17 protein-coding genes and 1 tRNA gene are annotated in these 18,989 nt (G+C 52.0%); 13 read left to right on the top strand and 5 right to left on the bottom strand.

The features are described from left to right. Positions 1–75 precede the first annotated feature (75 nt). On the bottom strand, positions 76–1,101 hold the full coding sequence (tsaD, locus tag C4S63_RS10390) for a tRNA (adenosine(37)-N6)-threonylcarbamoyltransferase complex transferase subunit TsaD (protein WP_062815875.1): 1,026 nt from the start codon (positions 1,099–1,101) through the stop codon (positions 76–78). Positions 1,102–1,261: 160 nt separating this feature from the next. Between tsaD and rpsU the strand changes: the two genes are divergently transcribed. The 6 genes from rpsU to C4S63_RS10360 all read left to right on the top strand — a co-directional run bounded on the left by rpsU (position 1,262) and on the right by C4S63_RS10360 (position 7,568). Further along, complete coding sequence (gene rpsU / locus C4S63_RS10385; RefSeq protein ID WP_007148705.1) at positions 1,262–1,477, top strand: 30S ribosomal protein S21; 216 nt, start codon at positions 1,262–1,264, stop codon at positions 1,475–1,477. 14 nt (positions 1,478–1,491) lie between these two features. Beyond that, the gene (locus C4S63_RS10380; RefSeq protein ID WP_062815874.1) at positions 1,492–1,938 is read left to right on the top strand and encodes a GatB/YqeY domain-containing protein; all 447 of its coding nucleotides are present in this window, start codon (positions 1,492–1,494) and stop codon (positions 1,936–1,938) included. 229 nt (positions 1,939–2,167) lie between these two features. After that, positions 2,168–4,069, top strand: coding sequence for a DNA primase (gene dnaG / locus C4S63_RS10375; RefSeq protein WP_103917526.1), 1,902 nt, complete (start codon positions 2,168–2,170; stop codon positions 4,067–4,069). Between the two features lie 184 nt (positions 4,070–4,253). Further along, positions 4,254–6,158 carry an RNA polymerase sigma factor RpoD gene (rpoD, locus tag C4S63_RS10370; protein ID WP_103917525.1) on the top strand — a complete coding sequence of 635 codons (1,905 nt, stop codon included), beginning with the start codon at positions 4,254–4,256 and terminating at the stop codon, positions 6,156–6,158. 66 nt (positions 6,159–6,224) lie between these two features. Continuing rightward, a tRNA-Ile gene (locus C4S63_RS10365) sits at positions 6,225–6,301 on the top strand. 160 nt (positions 6,302–6,461) lie between these two features. Next, complete coding sequence (locus C4S63_RS10360) at positions 6,462–7,568, top strand: site-specific integrase (RefSeq protein ID WP_103917524.1); 1,107 nt, start codon at positions 6,462–6,464, stop codon at positions 7,566–7,568. A 113-nt stretch (positions 7,569–7,681) separates the two neighbouring features. Here C4S63_RS10360 and C4S63_RS10355 read toward each other — a convergent pair whose 3' ends face one another. Continuing rightward, positions 7,682–8,494, bottom strand: coding sequence for a hypothetical protein (locus C4S63_RS10355; RefSeq protein WP_103917523.1), 813 nt, complete (start codon positions 8,492–8,494; stop codon positions 7,682–7,684). An 81-nt stretch (positions 8,495–8,575) separates the two neighbouring features. On the opposite strand from C4S63_RS10355, the gene C4S63_RS10350 reads away from it, so the two are divergent. The 7 genes from C4S63_RS10350 to trbL all read left to right on the top strand — a co-directional run bounded on the left by C4S63_RS10350 (position 8,576) and on the right by trbL (position 15,712). Continuing rightward, positions 8,576–8,788: a plasmid-related protein gene (locus C4S63_RS10350; RefSeq protein WP_103917522.1), complete on the top strand. Its 213-nt coding sequence runs from the start codon at positions 8,576–8,578 to the stop codon at positions 8,786–8,788. An 85-nt stretch (positions 8,789–8,873) separates the two neighbouring features. Beyond that, complete coding sequence (locus C4S63_RS10345) at positions 8,874–9,785, top strand: replication initiator protein A (protein WP_103917521.1); 912 nt, start codon at positions 8,874–8,876, stop codon at positions 9,783–9,785. A 1,452-nt stretch (positions 9,786–11,237) separates the two neighbouring features. After that, entirely contained in the window at positions 11,238–11,609 is a 372-nt protein-coding gene (locus tag C4S63_RS10335; protein ID WP_103917519.1) for a conjugal transfer protein TraJ, read from the top strand. 14 nt (positions 11,610–11,623) lie between these two features. Further along, entirely contained in the window at positions 11,624–13,198 is a 1,575-nt protein-coding gene (gene traI, locus C4S63_RS10330) for a TraI/MobA(P) family conjugative relaxase (RefSeq protein WP_103917518.1), read from the top strand. Between the two features lie 116 nt (positions 13,199–13,314). Beyond that, entirely contained in the window at positions 13,315–14,058 is a 744-nt protein-coding gene (trbJ, locus tag C4S63_RS10325; protein WP_103917517.1) for a P-type conjugative transfer protein TrbJ, read from the top strand. 32 nt (positions 14,059–14,090) lie between these two features. Beyond that, a complete protein-coding gene (gene trbK / locus C4S63_RS10320) occupies positions 14,091–14,312 on the top strand; it encodes an entry exclusion lipoprotein TrbK (RefSeq protein ID WP_103917516.1) in 222 nt (73 codons plus the stop codon). 23 nt (positions 14,313–14,335) lie between these two features. Further along, the gene (trbL, locus tag C4S63_RS10315; RefSeq protein ID WP_103917515.1) at positions 14,336–15,712 is read left to right on the top strand and encodes a P-type conjugative transfer protein TrbL; all 1,377 of its coding nucleotides are present in this window, start codon (positions 14,336–14,338) and stop codon (positions 15,710–15,712) included. Between the two features lie 51 nt (positions 15,713–15,763). Here trbL and C4S63_RS10310 read toward each other — a convergent pair whose 3' ends face one another. From C4S63_RS10310 to C4S63_RS10300, 3 genes are read right to left on the bottom strand one after another with little or no spacing between them, the layout of a single operon-like run. After that, a complete protein-coding gene (locus tag C4S63_RS10310) occupies positions 15,764–17,560 on the bottom strand; it encodes a DUF2326 domain-containing protein (RefSeq protein ID WP_103917514.1) in 1,797 nt (598 codons plus the stop codon). Continuing rightward, positions 17,547–17,729 (bottom strand): ABC-three component system middle component 8, encoded by a 183-nt coding sequence (locus C4S63_RS17650; RefSeq protein WP_369826425.1) that lies wholly within the window; start codon positions 17,727–17,729, stop codon positions 17,547–17,549. The genes C4S63_RS10310 and C4S63_RS17650 overlap by 14 nt, the downstream gene beginning before the upstream one ends. A gap of 49 nt (positions 17,730–17,778) precedes the next feature. Beyond that, positions 17,779–18,738, bottom strand: a complete 960-nt coding sequence (locus tag C4S63_RS10300) for an ABC-three component system protein (protein ID WP_103917512.1) — start codon at positions 18,736–18,738, stop codon at positions 17,779–17,781. Between the last annotated feature and the right edge of the window lie 251 nt (positions 18,739–18,989).

Raw genomic sequence — 18,989 nt, 5'->3', positions numbered from 1 at the left:
GTGAGGAGCGCTTTTGAACCTGTTCTTTTATCGCGCCGCGAGCGACGCTCCTACGGCAAGGTGGTTGCTGGCCGCTTAGAGTGAGGCCAGTTCCGTCAACGGCCAGCGGGGGCGGACCTTGATGGGCAGCTCCGCACTCTCCCCGGCCTGCAGGCGCAGGGCGCCGGCAAAAGCGATCATGGCGCCGTTATCGGTGCAGTACTGGGGCGCGGGATAAAACACACGTACCCCTCGCTTTTCCATCTGCTCTGCCAGCTTGGCACGTAATGCCCGATTGGCGCTCACTCCGCCGGCCATCACCAAGCGCTTGTCACCGGTCTGCTCCACCGCCCGGCGGCACTTGATCACCAGGGTATCCACCGCGGCCTCTTCGAACGCCAGGGCGATATCTGCCTGGTCCTGCTCGCTGAGAGCGTCCCTGCCGCCCAGATCGTTGATGGTGTTGAGCGTAAACGTTTTCAGGCCGGAAAAGCTCATGTCCAGGCCGGGGCGGTCAGTCATGGGCCGCGGGAAACGGAACCGGCCCGGCGTCCCTTTCTCCGCCAGGGCAGCAATACGCGGGCCGCCGGGGTAGCCCAATCCCATCATCTTGGCGGCCTTGTCGAAGGCTTCGCCGGCGGCATCATCCACGGATTCGCCCAGAATGGCGTAATCCCCCAGGGAGCGCGCTTCCAGCAACAGGCTATGCCCGCCACTGACCAGCAGTGCCACAAAGGGAAACGACGGGGCATCCGGCTCCAGCAGGGGGGCCAGCAAATGGCCTTCCATATGGTGGACTTCCACGGCGGGGACACCCCAGCCAAAGGCCAGCGACCGGGCCACGCCGGCCCCTACCAGCAGGGCTCCAGCCAGGCCGGGACCGGCCGTATAGGCGATGCCATCAAGCTGATCCGGGGTGGTAGCGGCTTCCGCCATGACCTGTTTTACCAGGGGCAGTACCCGCTGCACATGATCGCGGCTGGCCAGCTCCGGGACCACGCCACCAAAACGGGCATGCATCTCCACCTGGCTGTACAGGGCCTGCCCCAGCAGACCGGCGTCGGAGTCGTAAATCGCCACCCCAGTCTCGTCGCAGCTTGATTCGATACCCAATACACGCATGTTGCTCACCCCTTGAAATCCGGGCGCCATGATAGCGCCAGACGCCCGGATTTGCATTTCTTCCCGACTCAGGTAGAATCCCCGCCCTCGCCGCACCCGGGACCACCTGAGCCCGCGGCGAATCCATATAACCCAAAGACTTTTAGGAAGGTGATTCTTCATGCCTCAGGTGAAGGTGAAAGAAGGCGAACCGTTTGATGTGGCCCTGCGCCGTTTCAAGCGTGGCTGTGAAAAAGCGGGCATTCTCTCTGAAGTGCGTCGTCGCGAACAGTATGAGAAGCCCACTCAAGAGCGTAAGCGCAAGCGTGCCGCAGCCGTCAAGCGTCACCTTAAGAAACTGCAGCGTGAGCAACTCGCACGCAAACGTCTCTACTAAGGTTTAGACGTCTGATGAGTGCGCTCAAAGAGCAGCTCACTGCAGCCATGAAAGACGCCATGCGTGCCAAAGAAAAGGCACGTCTTGGCGTTTTTCGTATGGCGCTGTCAGCGATCAAGCAAATCGAAGTGGACGAGCGCATCGAGCCCGATGACGCCCGCGTACTGGCATTGCTCGACAAGCTGATCAAGCAGCGCAAGGATTCCGCCACCCAATACCGCGACGCGGGCCGCCCGGAACTGGCGGAAACCGAAGAAGCGGAAATCCTGGTACTCCAGGAGTTTCTCCCCGCCCAACTGAGCGACGACGAGATCGATGCTCTGATTGATGATGCCATTTCCCAGACCGGTGCCGCTGGCATGCAGGATATGGGCAAGGTGATGGGCATTCTCAAGCCGCAACTCCAGGGCCGTGCCGACATGGGCGCCGCCAGTGGCAAGGTTCGCGCCAAGCTCAACTGATTGAGCCGCTTTGCTGTATCCGGCGACTCTGAATAACCCTATCTGCAACTTCAGCGGTTCGTGCTGCCCACCGTTTTCCGGCTTTTTCTGACCGTAAACCGTGAGAAACCGACACCGGGTTTCAAAGCGCTGCTACCGCCACCCTGCGGTTTCTGTTTGAATAAGAAGCCTTGGTATATCGCCCTGCATACTTAGCGGCCCCAACTCCCATTCTGGCAAAATCAGACCCATGGCACGCATTCCGGAAAATTTCATACAGGATCTATTGGCCCGCACCGATCTGGTGGAGCTGATCGACTCCCGCGTGCCCCTGAAAAAAACCGGCCGCAATTACAGCGCCTGCTGCCCCTTCCATCAGGAAAAGACCCCGTCCTTCACCGTGGCGCCGGACAAGCAGTTCTACTACTGCTTTGGCTGTGGCGCCTCCGGCAATGCGGTGGGTTTCCTGATGGAATACGAGCATCAGAGCTTCCCGGAAGCGGTCAAGCAACTGGCCAGCCGTGCCGGCATGGAAGTTCCGGAAAGCCGCCCGGAAACCCCCGCTGACCGACAGAAAAAGGACCGCCTGCAGTCCCTCTATGACCTGCTCAGCCGGGCCGAAAAATTCTACTGCCAGCAATTGCGCCAGGCCCCGGAGCGACAAAAAGCGGTGACCTACCTGAAGGGACGCGGGCTCAGCGGGGAAATCGCCAAACGCTTCGGCGTCGGTTTTGCCCCGCCGGGCTACGACAACCTGATCACCGGCCTGTCACTCACTGAAGCAGGGCTTGAGCAGGCCCTGACCGCCGGGTTGCTGGTGCGCCGGGAAGACACCGGCCGCACCTATGACAAATTTCGGGATCGTATTATTTTCCCGATCCGCGACACCCGCGGACGCACCATCGGCTTTGGGGGTCGGGTGCTGGGCGACGGCAAACCCAAATACCTGAACAGCCCGGAAACCCCGGTCTTCCACAAGGGCCAGGAGCTCTACGGTCTGTGGGAATGGCGGCAAAGCCGCGACCGCAGCGACCGCCTTTATGTGGTGGAGGGTTACATGGACGTGATCGCCCTGGCCCAGCACGGGGTACCCAATGTGGTCGCCACCCTGGGCACCGCCACCACCGAAGACCACGCCCGCAAGCTGTTCCGCCAGGTCAACGAAGTGGTGCTCTGCTTTGATGGTGACCAGGCCGGTGTGCGGGCCGCCTGGCGAGCACTGGAATCCCTGCTCCCCGCGCTGGACGACGGCAAACAGGTGCGCTTCCTGTTTCTGCCCGACGGGGAAGACCCGGACACCCTGGTACGTCAGCAGGGCCCTGAAGCCCTGCGCGCGCTCACCGAAAAGGCCGACGCCCTTTCCACCTATCTTTTCCGGCATCTGTCAGACGGGCTGGACCTGTCCACCGTGGACGGCCGCGCCCGCCTGGCCCGGCTTGCCCTGCCCTATCTGGACAAGCCCGCCGGGCCGGTCTACCGGGCGTTGCTGACCCAGGAACTGTCACAACTGACACGCCTGGACAAGGAATCTCTGGCACAGCTTAAACCGGCTCCCAGGGCGGAGCCTGCCCCCGCTCCTCGCGCCGAACCGGCACCGCACTCCCATGACCAGTTCATGCCCGAGGAATATGGCGACGCCATGCCGCCACCGGACGATTTCTACCCGGCGGACAACAGCGATCCGGCCGACTCTTACAGCCGGCCACCGCGCCACCCGGGAGGCAGCCGCAAGGGCCCGATGACCCTGTCAGAACGGCTGGTCCTGGTGCTGCTGGATTACCCGGACCTGGTCAGCGAGCATCCACTACCTGACGGCGTTGAGCGGCTCCCCATGCCGCACATTGATCTGCTGATACAGGTAGCCGGCCTGTGCCGACAGAACCACAGCCCCGCCGCCCTGCTCGGCGCCCTGATGGCACTGGAGCAGGGGGAAACCCTGTCCCGCCTGCTCAAGGCCAGTCTCAAGCCGCCCATGCAAAAAGAGATGGCGACCCGGCTCTGGCAGGATGCTCTCTCCCAGCTGGAAGTCACTCGCCTGGAGGCGGCTCTCCATGAAATGGAGCAAGCCGGCATCCCGGACACGGCCCAATGGCAGGAACTGCACCGGGCCCTTGCCGAAGCTCGCCAGCACGCCCGCCAGCCCTTCAACTAGAAAAAACCTGTAACTCCATGATTTTCAAAGATAAGTAACAACAAAAACAATTCACCCCCATCCGGCCCGTAGTCTTGCAATTACTGGCCGAAATCCCCACATACCGGTATAATACGCCGTTTTCCCACGCCACAATCCGCTAGTCAGCCACGGCAAGCTAGCACGACGTTACGGGCTTTATTGCATGACGACTCAAAAGCAGCAGCAACAATCCCAGCTGAAGCAGTTGATCGCACTCGGCAAGGAACAGGGTTACCTGACCTACGCCGAAGTGAATGACCACTTGCCGGAGTCCATCACCGACACGGACCAGGTGGAAGACATCATTCAGATGATCAACGACATGGGCATCACCGTGGTGGAAAAAGCCGCCGATGCCGATCAGCTGATGATCGATGAAAGTGCTGACAGCACTGATGAAGTTGCCGCCGAAGAAGCTGCCGCTGTTCTCGCCTCCGTAGAGAGCGAGCCCGGCCGCACCACCGACCCGGTGCGTATGTACATGCGCGAAATGGGCACGGTGGAACTGCTGACCCGTGAAGGCGAAATCGAGATCGCCAAGCGTATCGAGGAAGGCACCCGGGAAGTTCTGCACGCCCTGGCCTTCTGGCCCGGTGCCGTGGACATGCTGATCGACGAATACGCCCGCGTGGAAAACGAAGAGCGCAAGCTCACCGATATCATCGCCGGTTACCTTGACCCCAATGATGACGGCGCGGCCGCCACCAATGCCAACAAGGAACCGACTTTCGCGGAGAAGGCCAAAAAAGCCGCTGAAGCGAAAGAAAAAGCCAAGGAAAACGACGATGATGACGACGACGCTGACGACAAGGACAGCGACGACGACAGCGATGAGGACGAGGGCGGTCTGGATCCGGTACTGGCGGCCGAGCGTTTTGCCGAGCTGAAGAAACTGCACGAGAAGGCCGAACGCGCGCTCAAGCGCAACGGTCGTGACCATGCCAGCACCGCCAAAGCCATGGAAGCCCTGGCCGAGCACTTCACCCTGTTCAAGCTGGTGCCGCGCATCTACGACGAGATGCTGGTCGGCGCCCGCAACAATCTGGACCTGGTGCGCAAATTCGAGCGTCAGATCATGTCCTCTGCCATCCGCCGCGGCGGCATGGACCGCAAGGATTTCATCAAGCTGTTCCCCGGTAACGAAACCAACATGGACTGGGTTGACCAGCAGCTGAAGACCAAGAAAGGCAAAACCATTGCCGACAAGCTGAGCGTGGTCAAGGAAGATATCCAGCGCGCCCAGCGCAAGATCACCACCGTCGAGGAAATCATTGGTTTGCCGGTGGCTGACATCAAGGAAATCAACCGCCGCATTTCCATCGGTGAAGCCAAGGCCCGCCGCGCCAAGAAAGAAATGGTGGAAGCCAACCTGCGTCTGGTAATTTCCATCGCCAAGAAATATACCAACCGCGGTCTGCAGTTCCTCGACCTGATCCAGGAAGGCAACATCGGCTTGATGAAGGCCGTGGACAAGTTCGAATACCGCCGTGGCTACAAGTTCTCCACCTATGCCACCTGGTGGATCCGTCAGGCCATTACCCGCTCCATCGCCGACCAGGCGCGCACCATCCGTATCCCGGTGCACATGATAGAGACGATCAACAAGATCAACCGGGTACAGCGCCAGATGCTGCAGGAAATGGGCCGCGAACCGACCCCGGAAGAACTGGGCGTGCGCCTGGAAATGCCGGAAGACAAGGTCCGCAAGGTACTGAAGATCGCCAAAGAGCCGATCTCCATGGAAACCCCCATCGGTGACGATGAAGATTCCAGCCTGGGCGACTTTATCGAGGACGGTAACATGGAGTCCCCGGTGGATTCCGCCACGTCCCTGGGCCTGGAAGAAGCCACCCGCGAAGTACTGGCCAACCTGACCGCCCGGGAAGCCAAGGTACTGCGCATGCGTTTCGGTATCGACATGAACACGGACCACACCCTCGAGGAAGTGGGCAAGCAGTTCGACGTGACCCGTGAGCGTATCCGTCAGATAGAAGCCAAGGCACTGCGCAAGCTGCGCCACCCCAGCCGCAGCGAACACCTGCGCAGCTTCCTGGACGGCGACCTGTAACACTTGCAAAAAAATGCCGGCCCCCGAATAATCGGCGGCCGGCATTTTATTGTCCTTCCGTTTTTCGGGCCTATAGCTCAGCTGGTTAGAGCAGTCGACTCATAATCGATTGGTCCCAGGTTCAAGTCCTGGTGGGCCCACCAACTCCTTACGCCAAACACTTTATTTTTTCCTTTTAAATCAGAAGGATAATAAAGTCACAGCGGTAATTCCCCTCTCAGCCATTTAGCCTGGCACCAATCGATTTCTCTCAAAGGTACAATTTCGGTACAGTGGCCGAATACAGCAGGGATCGATAAGGCTATGGCAACACTCGTCAAAACCCCGTCTGGCACATGGAAAGCCGTCATTCGCAAAACGGGGTTTCCCACCACCTCAAAGACCTTTCGCACCAAACGCGATGCGGAAGATTGGTCGCGACGGACCGAAGATGAAATGGTGCGTGGCATCTACATCCAACGCGCACCAGCTGAACGAATGACCGTGGCGGACGCACTCAAGCGTTACCTTGCGGAAGTTTCCCCAACCAAGCGTCCTGCCTCTGCGGCGTGTGACGCCCGGCACTCCAAACCGCTAATCAAAGGCCTGGGCAAATACTCTCTTGCCGCCCTGTCACCTGAGATCATCGCCAAGTATCGCGATGAACGCCTTGCAGGCCTGGACCGCAAAGACGCCAAGGGTAATCCTGATCCCAAACCTCGATCCCCCAACACGGTAAGGCTCGACCTGGCATTGCTCGGTCATATGTTCAATACCGCTATCAGAGAATGGGGAATCGGCCTGCCGGCCAACCCAGTGCAAAATATCCGTCGCCCTGCCCCACCTCCCGGCCGTGAGCGCCGGCTAAGCCAGGCGGAAGAAGAGCGCCTGTTGGCAGCAGTCGATAGCCACTCCAACCCCATGCTTGGCTGGATCGTACGGCTGGCCCTGGAAACCGGTATGCGTTCGGCAGAGATCACCACACTACGACGCAACCAGATCGACCTGAAACGACGGGTTGTGCGTCTCCTTGAGACCAAGAACACCGCACCGCGAACCGTCCCACTTTCCAGTAAAGCGGCAGCGATACTGCAGGAGGCCCAGGACAACCCTATCCGTCCCATAGATACAGACCTGGTGTTCTTTGGTGAACCAGGCAGGGACGGACAACGCAGACCCTATAACTTCAACAAACCCTGGCTAAAGGCGAAGGAAAGCGCCGGATTGAAAGAGCTACACTTCCATGATCTACGCCATGAAGCAGTAAGCCGGCTAGTAGAAGGTGGGCTCAGCGACCAGCAGGTGGCCGCTATAAGCGGGCACAAATCCATGCAGATGCTGAAGCGCTACACTCACCTGAGGGCCGAAGATCTGGTTGATGAGCTGGATTTCATCGAAAGCCGCAGAAATATTCAGCGGAGCAAAAAGTAGAGATGCTTGCCTCTATCAGGAACCAACACGATGACGCTTAAGCGAAAAGCCGAGACATTAAAGCAAAGTCCAGGCCGCCCTTATAAAGCTGAACCTCGTTCTTCTTTCATCAGCTAGAACGTAAAAAGAGCCCTGCGCAGACCATCACCGACTTGAATTCTCTGCCCTTCAGCTTTCTCACATTGATAAGCCAACTCTCTTTCATTACTGAAAGAGGGGCAATCACTTTGGCTTCCCCGCTCAGCTGAGTCTCCAACTCCCAAATAGTCTGAAATCCATTTCCTAATAGGTTCGCGCAAACCGAACTGCTCTATAACAGCTACAGCACCAGGAAAAGCCATAGTACCGCTTAGGAGCAAGTAAAAGATTGATTTGTTCTTAGACGCCATCTCTCCCCATGCCCGGGTTACTCGAATAGCACCGACAAAACATTCAAAATCAGACGCGGATGATCTTTCTTTCCCTAATCGATACATAGCCCTGAAATCAGAAATTTTTGCTAGGTCGCCATCATCAAAGAAAAACTCACTCAACATATCGGACGGCCACTGAGCACTAGGCATAAGCTGATTAGCCAAAGAAATATCTTTTGAGCTAATAGCTCCCCACAAAGCATCCCAAAGTGGGACCTGCAAAGGCCCTACTTCATAAACAGACTTGGCGTAGACAAACTCCTCGGAACGAGAGTTCAAAAAATCCCTACGGGGCGGGACTTCACCTTTCCGGTACCGATATATTGTTCTCGGATCAACATCACTGAATGGAAGCCAATTGATCATCTCAACAGGCCTACGCCCATTAGCCAAGGCGTGATACCAGGCGATGGTTTTCATTCTATCTGCATCGCTCCTGGAAGGCCGCCCCACTCTCTTGTCTGCTTGAATATCAATTGACACGTAATCCATATTTTTTGCGTCTTTGTGCATTTCCTATCCCTGGTTTTAATGATGCGTAGATAAGCCAAGCGAAATTATCACGTTTTTGGCGAAACAACCAAGGGAGCAAATATGACCACAGAAGAGCAGCTTTTAAAACGTTACGGGCCACTTCTATCACTTACCGACTTATCAGATCTGCTAAAGCGAAGCCCTGACGGACTAAGAATTTCGTTACGCAGTCAATCAGAATTTGCAAACAAATGGAACTCCGCAAAAAGGAAGCTTGGCCGTCGCGTCTACTTTAAAGCCAGCGATGTGGCAGAGCTCATAGACGAATCATGAATAAAAAATAACGCCCTACTTAAAAATATCGAAATTGATACTCGATCGAAGCAGACAACCAGGCAGATCTTAGAGAGATAATCTGATGGCTCTATTGCCGGATCACAATCGGCAAGGCGATTTCTTTGTAGCCGATATACTGGATGCCGCCCCTAAAGATGACATGGCCAGCATGGAGCACCCGTTGTTCGCATTGAGGGCCGGCGACAAGCGCATTCGCACTTACGAACGAAACGGCAGAAGAGTCACTATTCTTCCTGGAGCAACCGGGCTCGCATCTATCCACGACAAGGACCTGTGGATATATTGCATCAGTCAAATCGTAGAGGCGAAGAACAGGGGACGAGAATTGTCGAGCACGGTTCACTTCACCATGCACGACTTTCTTAAAGCGACTAGCCGACCAACAAGCGGGGTCGGATACGAACGGGCTGCGGGCATGCTCCGCCGGCTCAGCGGTACGCGTATTGAAACCAACATAGAAACGAATGGACAGCGCGAACGGCAGGGGTTTGGCCTAATCGATTCTTGGCGAGTCGTGGAGAGATCGCCTACAAATAATCGCATGAAAGCGGTGGAGGTGACACTACCTGACTGGCTGTTCCGCAGTATCGAATCCATGCATGTGCTAACCTTAAACCGCGATTATTTCCGTATCCGCAAACCCCTATACCGTCGAATGTATGAGCTGGCTCGAAAACACTGTGGGAAGCAGCCACATTGGCGGGTACAACTTGCCACACTCCTAGAAAAAAGCGGCAGCACGACCACATTGCGTAAGTTTCGAGGGGAAATCATAAAGTTGGCTGAAAATGGTGCTCTGCCTGATTACCTCATGGCCTATGATGCCAAACGTGACCAGGTGACGTTCTACGCGGACGGCCCTGAAGGAAAACGAGCTGAGCTCAAGGACATGCTAGCTGGGCGGCCACATGTTCCAGTAAACGCCCACCACACCCAGCACAAACGCAAGCAAGCCAAACGTAAGCGTCCCTAAAGGTACGAGCCCAAGCAGGGTTTCCCCTGATTACTTTCCTGATCGTCAATACCCGAGGTACATGCGTCTAGCTTGCCACAACCCATTGTTTTACGCCCATAGCCCTGTGAATTGACACGTACGTTTAGGTACGCCAAGCCTGTGAATTGACACGTACCCTTAGGGACACTCCCTTTCGTACGTTTAGAGCCCCCATTGCGCCTAAATCACAACAATAACAATAGGTTGCAGGGCACTTTCGTGCCGTAACGCGCGCGCGCAATTTAACTTAAATATATTATTTAACGTTCGGAATGCGTGAAAAGCAGCCAAGGGCATGCTGAATATGCTCCAATCTTGGCGTTAAACCGTCAGCGCAGCTGACATATTCGCAATTTTAGCGGCTAAAATTAGTAATATCAGATACTGCATACGGGGAAGAACAATGAACGACAGATCACCATACCGTTCTGAGCATGGACCTAGACGGCTTACCGAGCAGAAAGTCCAAGAACTTCGGCAAGAGGCCAAGCGGGACACCTCAAGAATGCTCAATCCGTTGACGCAATCAGAGATAGAATCACTACAGCAGGAGATGCAGCAGGATGGGGAAAAAGTCAGAGCCTGGCTGCAGGAAAAAGAGAGGACCAAACAGTCTTAATCACTTCCCCATGATGATGGCTGCCAATTTAGCGGCTAAAGTATAATCATCCATAAGTGACAACAGAGGGAATATGAGTGACAGATCACCACCCCACTCTGATCTTGGGCCAAGGCGGCTCACCGAGCAGGAAATCGAAGCACTTCGAGAAGAGGCAAAACACGACCTCAAAAGGATGCAAGAAAGGCTGCGGCTTCGGAAAGCCAACAAAGACAAATAGCCCTTCTAGCATGAATACAGAGCGATACTGATCGCACGGGGAGCCTTTAGCGGCTAAAGGTTTTTGAACACTGGACGAAAGGAACAAGACATGACGTCAAATTCAGTATCAGGATCAGATCAAGGCCCCAGAAAACTGACACAAGAAGAAATTGAAGATCTGCGACGAGAGATGCAAAGGGACGGGCTTTGGGCCAAGAACAAGCTGCGAAAACAGCGTGAAAGAAGAGCCAAACTCAAATAAGGCTATAAGGATGACCTCGCCAGAAACGCTGCCACAACGCTTTTATTCTGCTTTTAGAACACTGCTCTTATCCTTCCACATGCTTTTACAGTGATTTTCAGCATCATTAATTACTCCCACTTTCGCCAAATTACTAAGCCAATAAAAAATCTCTTGTTTTTGCTTTAAAACAGCAAATAAAAAGCGATAGGATCGCACTATAAATCGTTTTAAAAGTGTTTTTTATTAGGGCAGGACAGGTGAAGTAGGCCCACCGGGACAAGCCCGGCGAACCACTTCAAAATCCTTATTCGCACAAGTGCTCAACGGGTCCTGCTCTGCGAGGCAAAGGCTACCGCCGAAAGAGATAATGATGACTGGATCGCCAACTCGAAAAGGCACCACCCCCATTAAGGTATGGGTATTGCCTGATGAAAAAGGTGACATTGTGAATAAGGCAAAGTCCGCTGGCCTTAGCGCTTCCGCCTATTTACGAAATGTCGGAATGGGTACGCCAGTAACAGGCATAGCTGACAAGGAAGCAGTAATGGAGCTGGTGAAGATCAATGCCGATTTAGGCCGAATTGGCGGCTTGCTGAAAATGTGGCTCACCAATGACGAGAAGCTGGAACTAGAGGGGCACAGCTCAGCCAGACTCGAAAGCGTCATTCTGGCTGCTCTTAGGGATACGAAAGCCATTCAGGCCCTGCTCTATCAAAAAGCCTCCGCCCTAAAATTTTAGCGGCTAAAGTTCTCATGATCAGCAAACGGGTCACCATGAACCACGGCGGCAAGAGCAGCTTCAGCAGGCTAACCAACTATTTGCTCAATTCCCAGGGCAAGGAATTCAGGGTCGGCTCCATCTCGATCACTAACTGCCGCTCAGAAACCCCGGAGTGGGCAGCCCTGGAGATTGAGACCACTCAGAGCCTTAACCAAAGAGCTACAGGTGATAAAACCTACCACCTGATTATTTCCTTCCCCGAGGGAGAGTCTCCAAAAGCAGAGGTCTTGAAGAACATAGAAACCGATATGTGTAACGCACTGGGCTATGGTGAGCACCAGCGCATCAGTGTCACCCACCAAGACACAGATAATTTTCATATCCACCTTGCGATCAACAAAATTCATCCCGTTCGCCTGACCATGCATGAGCCATATCGCGACTACAGGACTCGGGACAACCTATGCTTGGAGCTAGAGAAAAAACACAACCTGCAGCGCGATAATCACAAAAAAAAGCGCACGATGGCTGAGGGACGAGCACAAGATATAGAGAACATGAGCGGTCGGGAAAGCCTCTTGAGCTGGGTTTGCAAGTACTGTGCGGAAGCGGTGAAGGATGCAGAAACCTGGCAGCAGCTCCATGAAGCCATAGCGAAATACGATATAAAGCTAGTACCGCAAGGGGCGGGCCTGGTATTTAAATCGGGATCAGGGATAGCTCTGAAAGCCAGCACCGTCAATCGTGATTTCTCAAAAGCAAAGCTTGAGAAAAGGCTTGGCTGCTACCGCGCCATTGAAGGACAAGCCCCGGAACCAGAGGTTAAGTATCGAGGCGAGCCAGTCCATCGGAACCTACATTCAGCAGAATTGTTCGCCGAATACACTAAAGCCAAATCGGAAGGTCGAGCCTTACAAAGCCAAGCCATCAAAGGGGCCATTAACAAAAGGGAAAAGTTAATTACCGCTGCCAGACGTTCTGCCAACTTGAGGCGCCAAGCGCTCAGAACTTTGGCTAGAGGGCGAACAGCAAAACGCCTGGTCTATATGCGGATCAACCGCTCCCTTCAAAACGAGATCAAGCGCATCCGTGAGGAATACGCTAGAGAGCGGAATAAAATCAATAACCAACACCTCCTTCCAGGCTGGAATGACTGGCTAAGAAAGCAGGCAAAACAGGGTAACGATAAGGCTCTGCGAGTACTGAGGTCACATCGATCCAAGCCATCTAAGGGTAATAGTATCGGCCAGCCTCAGCACAAAAAAGACAACCAGACGTCAGGAATCAGAGCTGACGGCGTCACTAGGAAGGGCACCATTATTTACCAGCTTCATGAACAAGCTGTGCGTGACGATGGCGAGAAGTTGATATTGCCGTCGCAGCCAAAGGAGGAAACGCTTATTGCGACGCTTTCTCTAGCCAAGACCAAGTATGGAAATAAGCTCGAATTATCAGGTGACCCTGCATTTCGTTCTCGAATAGAAAAAATAGCAGGCGAAAATTCCATGGATGTAAACTTCACCGACGTCCATTCACAAAAGGTCATGCTGAATTCCGATCCGAATAGGCGTCATAAAGCTAAACAAAAGCGAATAACCCTACGCTAAATTTTAGCGGCTAAAATTAACCATTTCGGAATAATTCTAATATCGTGCATAACCTCAAAGAAATATCACCACCATTTCTGATAGCATCCAGACACTCTGATTAAAATCGGTGCACTATGAATAAAACCTTTATTGCATCTCTTCTCATATTGCTCTCATTCAATTCTGCCAATGCTGGAATCGCCACCATTGACGTGACCAACATCATCCAGACCACGTTGTCCTCGATTGAGAATATGGCTCAGACGTCAAAGCAGATCGAGGAGTACCGGACGCAGTTGCTGCAACTTGAAGACCAGATCAAGAACACCACGGGCGTGAATGGGTATCTCTGGGATCAGACCGATTCCACCATTACTCAGCTCATTAACGCGACCGATGCCATCAAGGTGTATTCCCAGCAGGCCGGCAGTTTGAATGCCTGGCTGGACAAGTTCGGCGGCGACCTGGGCGAGTACCGCAACATCAATTGCTTCCAGGAAGACGGGTGCCGGGGCACCTATGACGATCTGTACGCCGCCGGCACCACCACCCAGAAAGCGGCCAATGACAAGGCCCTGGTGGGCGTTCAAATGCAGCAGGATCAGCTAGAGCAGGATGCCCAGCGGCTGCGTCAGCTCCAGAACCAGGCGCAAAATCCGGCGGGCCGTTTGGCTGCCCTGGAATATGCCAATCAGTTTGCCAGCCAGCAGTCAGCCCAACTCCTGCAAATTCGCTCTCTGATGGCCCAGCAGAACCAAGCCCTGGTGGCTAGGATGCAGGCCGAGAACAGTCGGGAAGCCCTGCAGAAAGCCAGCTCAGAAAACCTCAGAAAAGGCGAGTTCAAAGAAAGTAGCGGTGAAGGATTCACCGTCAAATGAAGCCGTAAGAAAACCAACATTAAGGAGCAACAATGAAATCAGCCAAAATCTTACCTCTGGTGACGACAGCCTCTTTGGCCATCTTTCTCTCTGGATGTTTCGAGGAAAAGATGCCCGAAGTGAACGACACGAATTGCAAGCTGGAAAACATAAAAAAGCTGGAAAGCAGAGCAATGCAACAAGAGTTTTCTAGCAAATGCCTGCGTCGAGGCACCTTTAAGAAAAGCTCCGGCGAAGGATTCACCGTTAAGTAAGCAGCAATAGGAATAAGGCGACCATGAGCATTTGGGAAAGGATTAACGGCTGGCAACTGCGAATCATGGCATCCACCATGCTTCTCATGGCCAGTAGCGTGGCTCAAGCTGCAATCGACAACTCCGATGTGTCGGAGCAGATAATGAGGGCCTTCCGTGACAACGCTGGCACTTGGGCCTCCGTTATCACGGATCGGGCAAGCTGGCTTTTCTGGTGTCTGGTCGCCATCTCCATGATCTTCACCTTCGGATTTATGGCCTTACGCCAGGCAGACATAGGGGAATTCTTCGCTGAATTTATTCGGTTCACTGTCTATGTTGGCTTCTACTACTGGTTACTTCTCAACGGCCCGGATATGGCGGGTGATATTATCCTCAGCCTTCAACAAGTGGGAGGCACTGCTAGCGGATTAGGCCCAGAATTCAGGCCCGGAAACGTAATGGATATCGGCTTTGAGATATTTTTTCGGATTATAGACGACAGTAGCATCTGGAGTATGGGGGAAACCCTCTGCGCACTGATACTGGGCCTGGTGATCATTGCGATGATGTGCCTTATTGCGGCCAACATGATTATCTTGCTCTGCAGCTCCTGGATTCTCCTGTATGCCGGCGTCTTCTTCCTGGGCTTTGGAGGCTCGAAGTGGACAAGCGATATTGCCATCAACTACTTCAAAACTGTCTTAGGTGTCGCAGCCAGCATCATGACCATGGTCCTAATCATTGGTATAGGAAACAGCATCCTAAATGATTACTACCAAAATCTTTCTGACGGAATCCATTTAAAAGAGCTTACTGTCGTTGCCGTCGTTTCAGCCATCTTGATGCTATTGGTCAGCAAAGTCCCCCAGATGGTGGCCGGCATCATCAATGGCTCCAGCATCAGTGGACCGGGAGGCTTCGGTGCCGGCGCTGCCATGGGCGCCGTGGCACTTGGTGGGGCTGCCGTTGCAACAGGCGGCGCGGCAGCAATGGCCGGTGCAAAACAGGCCTTTGGCGGTGCTTCAGCCCTGAATGCGGCCTTCAAGCAAGCAAATACCAACATGTCATCAGGACAAGGAGCCTTCAAAAACGCCCCTGTTGGTGCTGGAAGCGGCGGCAGCAAGACATCTAGCTTTGCTGCGGCTATGAACACCGGAGCCAACTATATGAGCGATGTTGCGGCCAACCTGGGTAAAGGCACCGCCAAGGCCGCGAAAGAAGGGGTTAGCAACCGCATGGAGGGTGCGCGTGAATCCCTGTCCAACACCGCAGGCGGCAAGATCGCCTCGGCTATCCGGGAACAAGGGGCCTCACAGAACACCAGTGAAGCCCAGACCGATACCGGCAGCAGTGATGCCGGTTCAGACGTTCCCGATTCCAAGCACGATGAAGTGAACGACTTCATTAATAAATTATAAACCAGGGCATGAATGTTTTGTCTTCCGAACTCTCGTCAGGATACAGAGCATTCACCAGCCTTTCATTCTAAATAGGCGCCCCTGATCTCCTTCATCATGAAGCCTTAAAACAACCTCATCCTCATTAAAAACAGGCTCTTCCTCATCCCCCCTTTCAGGAAGGTCGGAATCAATCAGCGTAATTATAGACTGAATGCCCATCTCAGAATACTGACGAAGAGTAGACAATAGGTTCTCTTTCTTGCGTTTATCTAATGACTCAAAAACTCCATCGTGAAAAACAAAATGCGGAAACTTGTCATTCAAATGAGCTCTCAGAACAGCCAGATCAAATGCGATGCACAGTAGCTTTTTATAAGTATGCCCCATATCAGCACTAGTTGAATTCCCCGATTCATCAAGAATCTCAGCTTTGAACTGTAAATGCCCTTCACTGTTAGGAGAAACGCTTAAAAGAGCTTTCCTATTTATTACATCGTCCACTATTTCGCTAAAATAAACCCTAATGTTCGAAAACAGGCTTTCCTGATCCGAGTTTTGATACTCAACATCATTTTCAATTTCAGTCTGAAGATGGCCACACTGTTCATTCAGCTGCCGAATTTCTGCTCTTAATTCTTGAAGCCGGTGAAGGTGCTCTTTCTGCCTCTCAAGCGCTTCTATATCAGCCCTAAGCGTCACAAGCTCGTTAGATAACGTCTTATATTTTGCAAAAACTTCTGTATCACTCAAAAAAGCAAGAGCATCTGAACGTTTTTTACCAAGAACATTCAGTTCTTTCGTAATTCTCGAAATCTCGGCAGAAACATATTCTTTTTCACCAACCAGATACCCTATTCTCTCCTCTGTTATAGCTTTATTGAAAGCCACAAGCTGATCAAAATCTTTTTTTATCTGTCCAGCAAAAAACACTCCGGCTTCATCAAATATCTTCGCAGCTTCCTCCGTACTAAAGACAATTTTGTCTTCGTTAATAGCCTTATCTATTTTATTTAGGTTTTGGCTAAGCGAATATCGCTCACCATTCAGACGAGCTATCGTCTCATCAATATCATCGACAATGTATTTCGTTTTATCTTTATCTTGCTGCCTAAAATCAAACGCGTCGAGCAACTCTTGCTTCTTTTCCGCATCCTTTCTCTTAATTAAGAGAATCCCTTCTATTTTACTAACATCCTGAACGGAGCCACCAAGCTCTTTTCTTACTATACTTTCAGCATCCTCTTTCTTTTTAAGTTCATCTTCCTTATCGTAATGCTTTACAATCAAACGAGCATTAAACCCTAGCACATGCGACAAGTAGGGCTTCCAGTGAACATCTCGCGACCCAAACTTCTTCAGCTTAAACACATCACTATAGTCTTCTTGAGACCTAACTAAATAGCCCAAGCCATTCCTATATCCCCATGGTTTTATAGCCGAAAGCCCCAGAATTCCATCAAGAAGCTCTTTTGATTTGGAAAATGGAACATCCACATGATCCCAGTTTTCATCTACAAGTTGAGTAAAGTCCTGGTACTTATCGTTGTGCCTTTTAAAGCTCACTCTTGACGGCTTATTAACACTACGACGAACAGTAAGATAGCCTCCCGACTCCAGCTCAATCTCGATAAAAAACACAAACGCTGCGAAAACATCTTCGTGCTTAAAAAGAAAGAACCGAGGATCTCTTTTAGAGAGGAGAGCAAAATCAATCACTCTCCCCAAGGTACTCTTACCTAGATTATGGGTATCCTTCCCTTTATTTTGGGGAAGCCTTATCTCGCCATATACCACATTCAGCCCATCTTTAAAAAAGATAGGCTCAAACAAATCATGGTTATTTGTGTAAAGCTTAGACAGTCTCATTGCTGTTTACATACTCAATAGCATCAGTTTTTGGATGATATTCAATCAACCCAAGAAGAAATAAAAAATTCAGCGCAGGAAGAAAAAGAACATCTCCGCCAACAACGCTCTTCTTGGAATGCTTAAAAAGCTCACCGTAACCCTCAATCCTGGAGTCTCTAAGCCTCATTAGAAGAACCAAGGAAACATTAACCACTGTACGATCAGGGTGCGAATGTTTAGTGGGTCTTAACATTTCCGTCGCTCCCTATATCACAATTCCAGTACATATAAAAAAGCATGACCCTAGTTAGTCGCTTGTTTCTTCTCAAAACGGGGTCTCTAGCAAAAAGCAGATCCACTAAATAGTTCATCACGTCGTCGAAGGTTTGATAATCTTTCCTTTTCGCTACTATTTTGAGCTGAAACTCATCTACCACATCTTCATAAAGCTTTAATATTTCGTAGTTTTCCGGAGCGGAAAGAAACTTTTGAACTTGCGCGGTTTCTTTCAAATATCGCCCCCTAGTCACAGCAGCATACTCATCAGACATATTATTGATTTTATTCTTTTTTTCATAAGGAGTTCTCGGAACAGGAGGGTCCGTCTCTACCTCGACCGTATCCTTTTTATGCTTTGCCAAGGCATAAACCACATCTGACAGATCATCAGGGCTAACAATAAGTGGAGAGTCCACCATATCCAGCCCGGCTCTTTCTGCTACTTTTGGAAAGGTCTTCAACCACATCTCTATAACCTCGACACCACAGAGGCAGATTGAGGATTCAGGGATGTCACATTCACTCGACAAACATGCCCGGATTTCACTCTCAGCATTAGCCGCCAACCGTCTATTAGAAAATAGCATATAGTGATCAAGCTGCTTATTTTCACGAAGCTTCTTGATTCTATTTATCTCTTTACCGAGGACGGTTGATTCATTATTTTTGCTGTAAAAATCGGGATCAGAAAAGTGCTTGTTATACCCATTAGTATGCTTAGCCTGAACTATAGTCACTCCCTTCCAGGGGGCACGCTGGCTAGGGTAGAGTTCAGCAGTCCCAACAAACTTTGCATCTCGGCCTCCATCTGGCCCCTTAGCAAAGGCCTGGGTAGAAATCCCAAGTAGCTCATGACATAAAAAAACGATCAATTCTTCAAATTGATCGTCGCTTAGATCTTCATAGGCATATTTCATAGGCATACTTAGAATATAGTCCAATCCATTGATTTTATTGTATTTCGTGGATGTTAGCGCTCACTCCTTTAGCGCTCAGTATTGCTCTGCACCCGCTCAAATGAATAAGCACATACTAACATAGCGCCCTGATCTTGAGAGGCAGATCATACAAGAGGAAAATGATAGGAGCTGTTCCGCACATAACAACACCCCATAACACATTGATAATATTGGATTTTTTGCTTCTTTTCCTGCTTTTCTCTTGATTT

The sequence above is a fragment of the Alcanivorax sp. DSM 26293 genome, from assembly GCF_900107995.1.
In the GTDB taxonomy this organism is placed as follows: Bacteria; Pseudomonadota; Gammaproteobacteria; order Pseudomonadales; family Alcanivoracaceae; genus Alcanivorax.
Note: the sequence above shows the minus strand (reverse complement) of the source record. Positions and strands in the feature narration are given on the sequence as shown.

Excerpts from the sequence above, each read along its gene's own strand:
- tsaD (WP_062815875.1), bottom strand. The coding sequence starts at position 1,101 with ATGCGTGTATTGGGTATCGAATCAAGCTGCGACGAGACTGGGGTGGCG.
- rpsU (WP_007148705.1), top strand. The coding sequence starts at position 1,262 with ATGCCTCAGGTGAAGGTGAAAGAAGGCGAACCGTTTGATGTGGCCCTG.
- C4S63_RS10380 (WP_062815874.1), top strand. The coding sequence starts at position 1,492 with ATGAGTGCGCTCAAAGAGCAGCTCACTGCAGCCATGAAAGACGCCATG.
- dnaG (WP_103917526.1), top strand. The coding sequence starts at position 2,168 with ATGGCACGCATTCCGGAAAATTTCATACAGGATCTATTGGCCCGCACC.
- rpoD (WP_103917525.1), top strand. The coding sequence starts at position 4,254 with ATGACGACTCAAAAGCAGCAGCAACAATCCCAGCTGAAGCAGTTGATC.
- C4S63_RS10360 (WP_103917524.1), top strand. The coding sequence starts at position 6,462 with ATGGCAACACTCGTCAAAACCCCGTCTGGCACATGGAAAGCCGTCATT.
- C4S63_RS10355 (WP_103917523.1), bottom strand. The coding sequence starts at position 8,494 with ATGCACAAAGACGCAAAAAATATGGATTACGTGTCAATTGATATTCAA.
- C4S63_RS10350 (WP_103917522.1), top strand. The coding sequence starts at position 8,576 with ATGACCACAGAAGAGCAGCTTTTAAAACGTTACGGGCCACTTCTATCA.
- C4S63_RS10345 (WP_103917521.1), top strand. The coding sequence starts at position 8,874 with ATGGCTCTATTGCCGGATCACAATCGGCAAGGCGATTTCTTTGTAGCC.
- C4S63_RS10335 (WP_103917519.1), top strand. The coding sequence starts at position 11,238 with ATGATGACTGGATCGCCAACTCGAAAAGGCACCACCCCCATTAAGGTA.
- traI (WP_103917518.1), top strand. The coding sequence starts at position 11,624 with ATGATCAGCAAACGGGTCACCATGAACCACGGCGGCAAGAGCAGCTTC.
- trbJ (WP_103917517.1), top strand. The coding sequence starts at position 13,315 with ATGAATAAAACCTTTATTGCATCTCTTCTCATATTGCTCTCATTCAAT.
- trbK (WP_103917516.1), top strand. The coding sequence starts at position 14,091 with ATGAAATCAGCCAAAATCTTACCTCTGGTGACGACAGCCTCTTTGGCC.
- trbL (WP_103917515.1), top strand. The coding sequence starts at position 14,336 with ATGAGCATTTGGGAAAGGATTAACGGCTGGCAACTGCGAATCATGGCA.
- C4S63_RS10310 (WP_103917514.1), bottom strand. The coding sequence starts at position 17,560 with ATGAGACTGTCTAAGCTTTACACAAATAACCATGATTTGTTTGAGCCT.
- C4S63_RS17650 (WP_369826425.1), bottom strand. The coding sequence starts at position 17,729 with ATGAGGCTTAGAGACTCCAGGATTGAGGGTTACGGTGAGCTTTTTAAG.
- C4S63_RS10300 (WP_103917512.1), bottom strand. The coding sequence starts at position 18,738 with ATGAAATATGCCTATGAAGATCTAAGCGACGATCAATTTGAAGAATTG.